The 11284-nt window shown below is 66.7% G+C and carries 13 protein-coding genes; 4 read left to right on the top strand and 9 right to left on the bottom strand.

What is annotated here, in order from left to right:
* A partial coding sequence (locus RT123_RS14410) for an Asd/ArgC dimerization domain-containing protein (protein WP_313009846.1) occupies nt 1-389 on the top strand: 389 nt, incomplete at its 5' end.
* Between the two features lie 9 nt (nt 390-398).
* Here the strand turns inward: RT123_RS14410 and truA are convergent.
* From truA to RT123_RS14365, 9 genes are read right to left on the bottom strand one after another with little or no spacing between them, the layout of a single operon-like run.
* Nucleotides 399-1142, bottom strand: a complete 744-nt coding sequence (truA, locus tag RT123_RS14405) for a tRNA pseudouridine(38-40) synthase TruA (RefSeq protein ID WP_313009844.1) — start codon at nt 1140-1142, stop codon at nt 399-401.
* Nucleotides 1142-2065: a methionyl-tRNA formyltransferase gene (fmt, locus tag RT123_RS14400; RefSeq protein WP_313009843.1), complete on the bottom strand. Its 924-nt coding sequence runs from the start codon at nt 2063-2065 to the stop codon at nt 1142-1144. Before fmt ends, truA begins: the two co-directional genes overlap by 1 nt.
* A gap of 27 nt (nt 2066-2092) precedes the next feature.
* Nucleotides 2093-2371, bottom strand: a complete 279-nt coding sequence (locus RT123_RS14395; protein ID WP_017504962.1) for a hypothetical protein — start codon at nt 2369-2371, stop codon at nt 2093-2095.
* The gene (gene def, locus RT123_RS14390) at nt 2371-2946 is read right to left on the bottom strand and encodes a peptide deformylase (protein ID WP_295195993.1); all 576 of its coding nucleotides are present in this window, start codon (nt 2944-2946) and stop codon (nt 2371-2373) included. Before def ends, RT123_RS14395 begins: the two co-directional genes overlap by 1 nt.
* A 57-nt stretch (nt 2947-3003) precedes the next feature.
* On the bottom strand, nt 3004-3405 hold the full coding sequence (locus tag RT123_RS14385) for an acyl-CoA thioesterase (RefSeq protein WP_242077814.1): 402 nt from the start codon (nt 3403-3405) through the stop codon (nt 3004-3006).
* A gap of 33 nt (nt 3406-3438) precedes the next feature.
* Nucleotides 3439-4017, bottom strand: coding sequence for a hypothetical protein (locus RT123_RS14380; protein ID WP_313009842.1), 579 nt, complete (start codon nt 4015-4017; stop codon nt 3439-3441).
* A gap of 4 nt (nt 4018-4021) precedes the next feature.
* Nucleotides 4022-5194 (bottom strand): polysaccharide biosynthesis/export family protein, encoded by a 1173-nt coding sequence (locus tag RT123_RS14375; protein ID WP_313009841.1) that lies wholly within the window; start codon nt 5192-5194, stop codon nt 4022-4024.
* A gap of 30 nt (nt 5195-5224) precedes the next feature.
* Entirely contained in the window at nt 5225-6508 is a 1284-nt protein-coding gene (locus RT123_RS14370; RefSeq protein WP_313009839.1) for a glycosyltransferase family 1 protein, read from the bottom strand.
* A 1-nt stretch (nt 6509) separates the two neighbouring features.
* On the bottom strand, nt 6510-7502 hold the full coding sequence (locus RT123_RS14365) for a KpsF/GutQ family sugar-phosphate isomerase (RefSeq protein ID WP_313009838.1): 993 nt from the start codon (nt 7500-7502) through the stop codon (nt 6510-6512).
* Between the two features lie 168 nt (nt 7503-7670).
* Here RT123_RS14365 and otsB point away from each other — a divergent pair, with 168 nt between their 5' ends.
* The 3 genes from otsB to RT123_RS14350 all read left to right on the top strand — a co-directional run.
* Nucleotides 7671-8429: a trehalose-phosphatase gene (gene otsB / locus RT123_RS14360; RefSeq protein ID WP_313009837.1), complete on the top strand. Its 759-nt coding sequence runs from the start codon at nt 7671-7673 to the stop codon at nt 8427-8429.
* 4 nt (nt 8430-8433) lie between these two features.
* Complete coding sequence (locus RT123_RS14355) at nt 8434-10218, top strand: glycoside hydrolase family 15 protein (RefSeq protein ID WP_313009836.1); 1785 nt, start codon at nt 8434-8436, stop codon at nt 10216-10218.
* A gap of 42 nt (nt 10219-10260) precedes the next feature.
* Nucleotides 10261-11284, top strand: a 1024-nt coding sequence (locus tag RT123_RS14350) for a trehalose-6-phosphate synthase (RefSeq protein WP_313009834.1), incomplete at its 3' end; no start/stop codon positions are given.

Genomic DNA, 11284 nt, shown 5'->3' with positions numbered 1-11284 from the left:
TGGGCGAGGACGGCTATACCGACGAGGAGCTGAAGCTGCGCGACGAGAGCCGCAAGATCCTGGATATCCCCGGCCTCCCGGTCTCGGGCACCTGCGTGCGGGTGCCGGTCTTTACCGGCCATTCGCTTTCGATCAACGTCGAGTTCGAGCGCCCGCTGTCGGCGGCTCAGGCGCTGGACCTCTTGGCCCAGGCGCCCGGCGTGGTGGTGACGGCCGTGCCGAACCCGCTGGAGGCGTCGGGTCAGGACCCGGTGTTCGTCGGGCGCGTGCGCCCCGATCCGACCGTCGAGCACGGCCTGGCGCTGTTCGTCTCGAACGACAATCTGAGGAAGGGCGCGGCCTTGAACGCGGTCCAGATCGCCGAGGTGCTGGTGCAGCGGCGCGGCTGACCGGCGGGTTCAGTCGTAGCGCACGCCGCTGAGATAGAGCCCGGCCGACGGGGCGACGGGGCCGCACCGTGCGCGGTCCTTCGCCTCCAGCGCGGCCTTGACGTCGTGGGCGCTCCAGCGACCCAGCCCAACCTCGACCAGGGTGCCGGCCATGGATCGGACCTGGCGGTGCAGGAAGCTGCGCGCCTGGAACACCAGATGCACCTCTTCGCCCAAGCGGGACACGCGCGCCACGTCCAGCGACTTGACCGGCGATTTGGACTGGCAGCCGACATCGCGGAAGGTGGTGAAGTCGTGGTGGCCGACCAGGACTTGCGCCGCGTGATGCATGGCCCCGGCGTCCAGCGTCTTCTTGACGTGCCAGACCCGGTCGCGCTCCAGCACCGGCTGGGGGCGGCGGTTCAGGATGCGGTACAGATAGCCCCTGCCGGTGGCGGAGAAGCGGGCGTGCCAGTCGGGATCGGGCGCATATTCGGCCGCCAGGACGCAGACGTCCTGTCGCACCAGATGCGCGTTCATGGCGTTCAGCACCGTATCGACCGGCCAGTCGCGCTCCAGATCGGCATGAATGACCTGGGCCGTCGCATGGACCCCGGTATCGGTGCGGCCGGCGGCGGCGATGCGGATTCGTTCGCCGGTAAAAGCTTGGATCGCCGCCTCCAGCGCGCCCTGAACCGTCGGCTGGCCATCCTGGGCCTGGAAGCCGTTGTAGGCCGTACCGTCGTATTCGATCGTCAGCTTGTAGCGCGGCATCAGCCGAGCACGGTCCCGACCGGCAGGGGGAAGCCGCGCAGCATCTCCTCGGCCGATTGCGCCGCCTTGCCTTCGCGCTGAACGCGGATCAGACGCACGGCGCCGTCGCCGCAGGCCACGGTCAGGGCGTCGTCCAGCACGGTTCCGGGTGCGCCCGATCCGTCCGCCAAGCCCGACAGCAGCGCCTTGATCCGCACGGGTCCAGCCTCGGACGGGGCCTCGAACCAGGCGCCGGGGAAGGGCGACAGGCCTCGGATATGGGCGTCCACCTCGGCGGCGGGGCGGGTCCAGTCGATCCGGGCCTCGGCCGGGGTGATCTTCTTGGCGTAGGTCGGCGCTCCGACCTGCTCGGACGGCGTGACCCCGCCCCGGTCGATGGCGGCCAGCGCGCGGGGCCACAGGCCCGCGCCGACATGGGCCATCCGTTCGGACAGGCTGGCGGCCGTGTCGTCGGGCAGAATGTCCATCCGTTCGCTGAGCAGGATGGGGCCTTCGTCAAGACCCAGGCTCATCTGCATGATCTGGACGCCGGTCTGTTTGTCGCCGGCCATGATGGCCCGCTGGATCGGGGCGGCCCCGCGCCAGCGCGGCAGCAGGGAGCCATGCAGGTTCAGACAGCCCAGACGTGGCGCCTCCAGCACCTCGGTCTTCAGGATCTGGCCGTAGGCCACGACGCAGGCCGCATCGAGATCCAGACTTCTGAAAGTGTCGATCGCCTCGGCGTCCTTCAGGCTTTCTGGCGTGAAGACGGGCAGACCCATGGTCTCGGCGAAGGCGTGGATGGGCGACGGCGTCAGCTTCTGGCCCCGGCCCTTGGGGCGTGGCGGCTGCGAATAGACGGCGACGATCTCGTGACCCGAGGCGATCAGCTCGGCCAGGGACGGCACGGCGAAGTCGGGAGTTCCCATGAAGGCAAGGCGCATGGGCACGCCTTTAGAACTTTAGGCGGCTTACTGCCAGCGGGTGAAGACGCCGCCGCCCTCGTCCCATTCGCCGCCCGCGTCCAGGGCGTCGTCGAAATCGAGCAGGCGGTCCAGCAGAAGGCCCGCCACCACGCCCAGCAGGGCCACGCCGGCCAAGGTGGCGACGCCGGCGACGCCGACCTTCTGGCTGCGCGTCAGGCGACGACGGCCCGAGGCGTCGATGATCAGCGAGCGGCCGCGCGGGATGGACGGGGCGATCCGGCGCGCAGCGCGTTCGATACGTTCGGGGCGGACGATCTTGGTCATCAGGCGGCGATCCTGTCGCGGGCGGCCTTCTTGACCTTGGTCACGGCGCGGTCCCGCTTGAGACGCGACAGATGGTCGATGAAGAGCACGCCGTTAAGGTGGTCCATCTCGTGCTGGATGCAGACGGCGTAGAGGCCCTCGGCCTCTTCCTCCACCGACTGACCGTCACGGTTCAGATAGCGAATGCGGACGCGGGCCGGGCGTTCCACCTTGTCGAAATACTCGGGGATCGACAGGCAGCCCTCTTCGTAGGTGTAGAGCTCGTCCGAGGTCCACAGGATTTCCGGGTTGGCGAAGAAACGCGGATTCTTGCGCGCCTCGGCGTTCTCGGCTTCCTCTTCCTCGGTCTCGCAGAACACGCCGTCCTTGTCGCCCAGGTCCATGACGATCACGCGGTCCAGGGCGCCGATCTGCACGGCGGCCAGGCCGATGCCCGGCGCGTCATACATCGTCTCCAGCATGTCATCCATCAGGGCGCGGACAGCGTCGTCCACGGCCGCGACGGGCTTGGACACCTGCTTCAGGATCGCCAGGTCGGCGGCGTTGTCGATGGTGAGGATGCGTCGAATGGCCATGGCCGGGACGTAGGCCCGCCCCGGCGATAGGTCAAGATTTGCGCCCCTTGCCGCGCTCTACGCCTTGCCGGGCAGAGCGCGAGGTTTGCGGTTCTCATCGATGGCGACATAGGTGAAGACGCCCTGGGTTACGCGCACCGAAGCGGCCTGGGGCTGGCCCCGCGCCCGCTTCCACGCCTCGACCTGGACGCGGATGGAGGTGCGGCCCGAGCCGATGACGTGGGCGTAGATGCTGACCTCGTCGCCGACCGAGACGGGTTGGTGAAAGACCATGCCGTCCAGCGCCACGGTGGCGCAGCGCCCGCAGGCCAGTTCGAACGCCGGGGTCGCGCCCGCAAGGTCCATCTGCGCCAGCAGCCAGCCGCCGAAGATGTCGCCCTCGGGGTTGGTGTCGGCGGGCATGGCGATGATACGACCGACGGGCTGATCTTCGGGCGGATATTCGGGGGCGTCGGACATGGAAGGAGCCTGCTGTTCGGGGAGGCGGGCTCTCTAGCGCGGCCTTGACGGCTTGTCGTCCTTCAGCGCCTTGGGACGGGCGGGCTCTGGGACGGACAGGGTCAGACGGGAAGTGCGAAAAGCCTGCGCATCGCGCAAGGCGCGCCAAGCGGTGCCTAACTCCATGGCGGTCAGCAGATGTTCCTGGGTGAGGACGGTGCGCCGAGACGCCCGCAAGGTCGCGACATCGGCCATCAGACGCGCAGCGGCCTGAACATCCTCGCGGTCCGACCGCGCGCCCAAATCCTCGAGGCGCGCGAAACGCCATCCCTGTTCGGGCGGATAGCGCAGGGCCAGGGCGAAGCGTTCGGACGGCTCGATCTGACGGGCCATGAAAATCCAGTCCGCCGTGTCGGGATCGCGACGATAATGGCCCGGCTGGGTGGGAAGGCCGGCCTGGGCATAAATCTCCAGTGCCCCGGCCTCGATTTCGGCCAAGGCCAGGCTCAGGGCGTCGGTTTCTTCCGGCTCCAACCTGGTCGGCCGCTCGAACGGGTTCATCGTGTCCTCGGCGGGCGCAGCCGGCGACTTGCGTGAAAACAGTCCCGAAAGCAGCGCCCGCCGTCTGGCCATGACGTCAGTTGTTGTTGAGCGTGCTGGTCACCGACACATCATAGACGACGCGGGTCAGGCTTTGAACGACCTCGAAGAACTTGCGCATCTCCGCGGCGCCGGCCAGGGGCACATAGATCACGTCCTCGGGCATGACCTCCATGTTGGTGGCGGCGAAGACATTGGCGGCGTCGCTGAAGTCCAACTCATAGACGACCGGCACACCGCGCGGCGTGGCGGGCTGATTGATGCCCAGCGCCTGGGCCACCTCAGGACGTTCGAAGCGGAAGATCAGGACGCGACGCGCATTGGCCGTATTGGTGTTCAGACCGCCGACCTTGGACAAGGCGCCTGTCAAGGTCACGGGACCGGCCGGCATATCGACCTGGGCCACGGCGTTCAGGCCGCCGAAGGTCGAGAAACGACGGGGCTTGTACTGAACATTGACCACGTCGCCGCGCTGAAGACGCACGTTCTCGCCGAACTCGGTTGTCACCGCCGACAGGGGCGCGGTGTAGGTGCGGCCCTCGCGCTGGATCGAGATGGTCAGGTCGTCGGTGGTGCGAGCTGAGCCGCCGGCCGCAGCGATCACGTCCAGGATGCGGTCGCTGTTGACCCCCAGGGGCGCGCGGCCCGGCTGGCGCACGTCTCCCAGCACATTGACCGTGTTGGACGCGTTGCCGGCGATGGATACCAGCACCTGCGGATTGGCGACCTTGCCAACCAGGGCGCGCCGGATCGCCGCCGCCGCTTGGGTGGATGTCAGGCCCTGAACACGTACCTGTCCGCCGAAAGGAATAGTCACTGAGCCCGACCGATCGACCGTCGAGCCCGGCAGCGCCTGATTGCCGCCGGACAGGGTCGTGGTCGAGCGGCTGGACGACGAACCGGACCCCAACGCTCCCCCGAATAGCGAACCGGACGGATCGAAGATCGAGATCGCTAGAGTGTCGCCCTCGCCAATCACGTCTGCCGGCTGATCGCTCGATCCTGCGGCGAGACTACCGAAGAACTGCGGCGGAACCTGCTTCATGCGTTCGGTGGCTTCGAAGGTCAACGGCACCAGCGCATAGCTGCCCAGAGCCGAGGCGGTCGTAGCCCCGGCGTTGACCGAGGCTCCTGAGGGCCCGTCGCGAGGCAGGGTGGAGCAGCCGCCGAGAATGGCGACAATGGCAAGCGGCAGGATGGTGCGCGTCATGAAGCTGGATAGCCCTTGTTCGCGGATTGATTACAAGCCTTTGGGCGCGCTCGCCAGTGGCGAAACGGTTTGAAGTCCGATGGCGTCGGCGATGCTGCGGAAATGCTCTGTCCAAGACGGCGCCCTGTAGGAGGGCGAGGGTATCGGCGCCGCCTTGGTCGCGCGCTCGATGGCGGCCAGCCAACCTAGGCCGTCAAGCGGATCGATCAGTTCGGCGTTCGGCGTCAACTCGCGGTGGGGCGGAATGTCGGAGGCGATCAGCGACAGACCCATGGCGCAGGCCTCTACGGCGGGAAGGTCGAAGCCCTCGACGGAGGACGGGGCGAGTACGGCGCGGGCCCCGCGCATCAGCCTGGCCAAGACAGCGTCGGAGAGATTCGCCGCCTGGTGAACGACCCCTTGCAGATTGGGCGAGCGCTGCAAATGATCCAGCACCGCCTCGTTTTCCCAGCCGTAGCGACCGACCAGCACCAAGGACGGCGTCTGATCGCCCATCCGTTCTTCGAGTCGCCGCCAGAGGGTCAAGAGCAAGGCCAAATTCTTGCGCGCCTCAATCGTGCCGACGTGGACGAAATAGGGGCGCGGCGCCTCAATCGCGTCGCCGGCGACGAAGGTCGGCTCGAGGCCCAGATGGGCGACGTGGACCGGCGGCAGAGGCAGGCCCTCGCGCTCGGCGAAGGCGCGGAGTTCATCGCCAGTGTAGGCGGAGTTCACGATGATCCGGCTGGCCAGACGCAGGGTGTTTGAGACCCGCGCATGGTGTTTGTCTCCGTCGCCGGGCCGACAGAATTCAGGGTGAGTGACCGGAATCAGATCGTGCAGCAGGACAACGCGTTCGATCCCCGCGGCCTTCAGATCTTCGAGCGCCGTCGGCTCGTGCAGGGTGGTGTGGCCGACGGTCAGATACAGGTCGGCCTGCGGCAGCAGGGCGACGTGGCGCGAACGGAAGAACTGTTTGAATACCCGCGTCTTGTCGGCGGGCTTCTCCTTCTCGGGCGCGGGGGCCGGGCACAGCACCGAGGCGGTCGGCCGTCGTTCCGCCGTCAGGGCGGCGAGCAGCCGCTGCTCGTGCGCCAGATCGGCCGCTGTGCTGGCGGCGCCGTTCCATTTGGCGCGCAGGTCGGCCACGAACCGCCGGAACCAGCCGATCTCGACGGCGACCAGTCGGTTCTTGCGGCCACGCACCGGGATGGTCGTGACATCGGGCGAGGCCAGCAGCCATTCGGCATAGGCCAGACAGACTCGGTCCACGCCAGTCGGCGCCGACCGTTCGGCCCGGCTCATCAGCCGGCTGGCGTCATAGAGAATGCGCATCCTAGGCGACGTAGCCGGCCTGCATCAGTTCGGCGATATGGACGATGGCCGTGGGTTTGCCGTCCTCGACCACGAACAGATTGGCGATCTTGTTGGCGGTCAACAGATCCACGACGTCGCTCATACGCGCATCCGGGTCCACGGTGATGGGATTTGCGCCCATGATATCAGCCGCCGTCAGATGGGTGGTGTCGCGCTGGAAGGCCCGGCGCAGGTCGCCGTCGGTGACGATGCCAGCCAGCGCGCCATCGGCGTCCAGCACGGCCACCGCGCCCTTTCGGCCTTCGGTGATCGCGGAGACCACGTCGCCGAAGCTGGCGTTCAATGGTACGCTGGCCGGGACGGCGGCGTTGTCGCCCATCCATTCGCGCACGCTTTGCAGGCTCATACCCAGGGCGCCGCCGGGGTGGTGCAGGCCGAAGTCCATGGCCGTGAACTCGCGGCGATCCATCAGCACCATGGCCAAGGCATCGCCCAGAGCCAGGGTCATCAGGGTCGAGGTGGTGGGCGCCAAGCCGTTGGGGCAGGCCTCGGCCACCTTCGGCATGGTCAGGCAGACAGCCGCGTTTCGACCTAGGAAGCTAGCCGGCCGCTGCGTGATGGCGATCACGGGAATGCCGTTGCGTTGGCAATAGATCAGTGGATCGCGCAGCTCGCGGCTTTCGCCCGAGTTGGAGATGGCCAGCACTGTCACGTCGGGACGCAGCATTCCCAAGTCGCCGTGGCTCATCTCGGCGGGGTGGACGAAAAAGGCGTTGGTGCCGGTCGAGGCTAGGGTGGCGGCGATCTTGCCGCCGATATGGCCCGACTTGCCCATGCCGGTGACGACGACATAGCCCGGCCGGCTCATGATGACATCGACCGCGCGCGCCATCGACACGTCGATCGAGCGTTCCAGCGCCTCCAGCGCTTCGATGTTCAGACGCATGACCTCACGGGCGCGGTCGGTCATCACGGCGATGTCGTCGGGGGTCGAGTGAGCGATCTCGGTCATAGTGTTCTGGCCCGCAGCCGGGCTCTCCTTCTTTGACGAGCGCGATCCGCCGTGATTGCGTTTCGCGCGCCGCCTCCCTTTCAGACGACTTTGTCGGTTTCTGGTCAACCTTTGCCGCTCTGGCGCGTTACGCCGACCGGGGAACTAAAACAAAGAGTTTGATCGTAAATGCCGTCTCATGCCGGAGCCGCCTCGCTATTGCTCCCGACACCGCCCGTCGTCGCCGACGGGATTGCTCTGTTCCTGGACATGGACGGCGTGCTGGCGCCGATGGCCCCGACGCCCGACGCCGTCGTGCCGACCGCGCGTCGTACGGCGGCGCTGAAGGCGGTCGAGGCGCGGCTTGCGGGTCGCGTCGCCATCGTCAGCGGCCGCACCCTCGCCGAGATCGACCGCATTTCCGATCATGCCCTTGTCTCGGGCTCGGGCGTGCATGGGCTGGAGCGGCGGCTGAAGGACGGCTCCATTGAACGCAAGACGCCCGACGCCGGCGTCGCCCAAGCGCTGGATGCGTTCGAGGAATTCGCCGCCGATCGCCCCGGCGTGATCGTCGAGGACAAAGGCGTCTCCGTCGGTCTGCACTATCGTCAGGCGCCGAATGAAGCCGGCGCCGCCAAGGGTCTGGCGGCCGAGCTTCAGGCCGAAACGGGACTGACGCTCCAACCCGGTCATATGGTGCTGGAGCTGAAGACGCCTGGCGCCGACAAGGGCACGGCCGTCACGGCCTTCATGCAGGAGGCCCCGTTCAAGGGCGCGGTCCCGGTCATGCTGGGCGACGATCTGACCGACGAGTATGGGTTCGAGGCTGCGGCGGCGCTGGGCGGATACGGCGTGTTGGTCGGCCCCGAGCGCGAGACGGCGGCCCGTTACCGACTGGCCGATGTGGATGCTGTGCTCACCTGGCTTGAAGCCGTAGCGAAGGCCTGAACCGATGAAGCCCAATCTGGATCTGTTTCCCATCGGCAACTGCGGCGTCAGCGCCCTGATCGACCGCCAGGGCCGCTTCGTCTGGGCCTGCGCGCCGCGGGTGGACGGCGACCCGGTCTTTTCCGCCCTGATGGATGGCATGGCGCCCGAGCACGGCTTCTGGGCCATCGAGATGGAGGACGTGAAGTCGATCGATCAGGCCTATGTCCGCAACACGCCGGTTTTGCGCACGGTGATGACGGCCGAGGACGGATCGTCAGCCGAGATCATCGATTTCGCCCCGCGTCATCCGAAACATTCTCGCACCTATCGTCCGCTGGCCTTTGCGCGCATTGTGCGGCCGCTGTCGGGCACGCCGCGCATCCGTGTGCGGTTGCGACCCTCGACAGACTGGGGCGCGCGGCCGGCGCCGCACACCTCCGGATCCAACCACATCCGCTATATGTGCGCCGACGTCACCTTCCGCCTGACGACCGACTGTCCCGTGTCGCATGTACTGGAGGAGCGCGTGTTCCGGCTGGAGCGGTCGCACGCCTTCTTCCTGGGCCCGGACGAGGGCTATGACCAGGATGTCGGCCACGGCGTTCAGGGCGCACTCGATCGCACGGTCGCCTATTGGCAGGACTGGGTGCGCAAACTCTATCTGCCGCTCGACTATCAGGAAGCGGTGATCCGCGCGGCCATCACGCTGAAGCTATGCGCCTATGAAGAGACCGGCGCCATCGTCGCCGCCATGACGACGTCGGTGCCCGAGTTCAAGGAGAGTGGGCGCAACTGGGACTATCGCTACTGCTGGATCCGCGACGCATATTACACGGTGCGGGCGCTGAACCGGTTGGGTGCGGTCGACATCCTCGAGAACTACCTCGTCTATCTGAGGAATCTGGTCGACGATTCCGCCGGCGGCCATGTCCAGCCGGTCTATGGCGTGGGCCTGGAGCCTGGAATCGGCGAGAGCATCATCGACAGCGTCGAGGGCTACCGCGGCATGAAGCCGGTGCGGATCGGCAATCAGGCGCACGAACATCTGCAACACGACGTCTACGGACAGATCGTGCTGCCTCTGGTTCAGGCCTTCTATGACGCACGGCTCCTGCGTCCGGGTACGCTGGAGGATTTCCACGCGCTGGAGACGATCGGCGAGCGCGCCTTCGCCATGCACGATCAGACCGACGCGGGCCTGTGGGAGTTCCGCACCATTGCGCGGGTCCACACATATTCATCCGTCATGTGCTGGGCCGCCTGCGACCGTCTGGCCAAGGCGGCCGAACATTTGAACCTGCCGGATCGTGCCGCCTTCTGGCGTGAGCGGGCGCAGATCATCCGTCAGCGGATCGAAGCCGAGGCCTATCTGCCTGATGAGCGTCGATTCGCCGCCAGCTTCGGCGGCCGCGAGTTGGACGCCTCCCTGCTGCAGATGACCGATCTGGGTTTCCTGGAGGCGCACGATCCGCGTCAGGTCGCCACCTTCGACGCCATCGAGCGCGATCTGAAGAAGGGCAGCCACCTGTTCCGCTATGTGGAGCCGGACGACTTCGGCGAGCCGGAGACCGCCTTCAACTTCTGCACCTTCTGGTTCATCGAGGCCCTGCACCAGAACGGCCGCATCGAGGAAGCGCGCACCATCTTCCAAGAAATGCTGAGCCGGCGGACGGCCGCAGGTCTGCTGAGCGAGGATATCTCGATCGACGATGGCGAGCTGTGGGGCAACTATCCGCAGACCTATTCCCTGGTCGGCATCATCAATTGCGCCGTGCTGTTGAGCCGTTCCTGGACCGATGTGCGTTAATGTCTGGACCCCGGGGCTGGGGTCGCCGTGTGAAGTGAAGTCATGAGCCGCCTGATCGTTGTTTCGAACCGGGTTTCGGCCCCGACCGACCCCGCCGCCGGGTCCGCCGGCGGCTTGGCGATGGCCCTGTCCGCCGCCCTTAGAAAATACGACGGCCTGTGGTTCGGTTGGTCGGGCGAGCGGGTGGACCACTACACCGGCGAGGTGAAGATCGAGGACCGGGCCGGCGTCACCGTAGGGCTCGTCGATCTGGAGGGGCAGGACGTCGACGAATACTACAACGGCTACGCCAACAAGACGTTGTGGCCGCTATTCCACCACCGCATCGACCTGGCCCAGTACGAGCGTTCCTATGGCGAGGGCTATGAGCGGGTGAACCGGCGGTTCGCCGAGGCGCTGGCCCCGTTGATACAGCCCGACGACATGATCTGGATCCACGATTATCACATGATCCCGATGGCGCGGGATCTGCGCCGCCTGGGTGTGCGCAACCGGATCGGCTTCTTCCTGCATACGCCCTGGCCGGCACGGCAGTTGCTGGTGACCCTGCCGCATCACCGGCGGCTGGTGGAATCGATGTTCGACTTCGACCTGATCGGTTTCCACACCCAGGAGTGGAGCGATCTGTTCACCGACTATGTGGTGTCCGAGGCCCAGGGCGAGTTGGACGGGACCGGCGGGCTGGAGTGTTTCGGTCGCAAGGTCCAGACCGGCGTCTTCCCGATCGGCATTGATGTGGACGGTTTCCTGGCGGCGCGAAACTCGGCGCTTGGGGCGCGAACCTATGATCGAATGGCGGCGTCGTCGGCCTTCCGCTCGATGATCGTGGGGGTGGACCGGCTGGACTATTCCAAGGGGCTGGAAGAGCGGCTGCTGGGTTACGAACAGTTCCTGCACGACAACGCCTCGATGCGGGGCGAGGTCTTCCTGTTGCAGGTCACGCCGATCTCGCGCGACGACGTGGACAGCTATCAGGACATTCGTTCGCGGCTGGACGCTCTGGCGGGACGGATCAACGGCGCCTTCGCCGACATGGACTGGCAGCCGATCCGTTATCTGAACCGCA

This window comes from Brevundimonas vesicularis (genome assembly GCF_032067225.1).
Taxonomy (GTDB): domain Bacteria; phylum Pseudomonadota; class Alphaproteobacteria; order Caulobacterales; family Caulobacteraceae; genus Brevundimonas; species Brevundimonas vesicularis_F.
The sequence above is the reverse complement of the archived record's forward strand: the minus strand, read 5'-3'. Positions and strand labels throughout refer to the sequence as shown.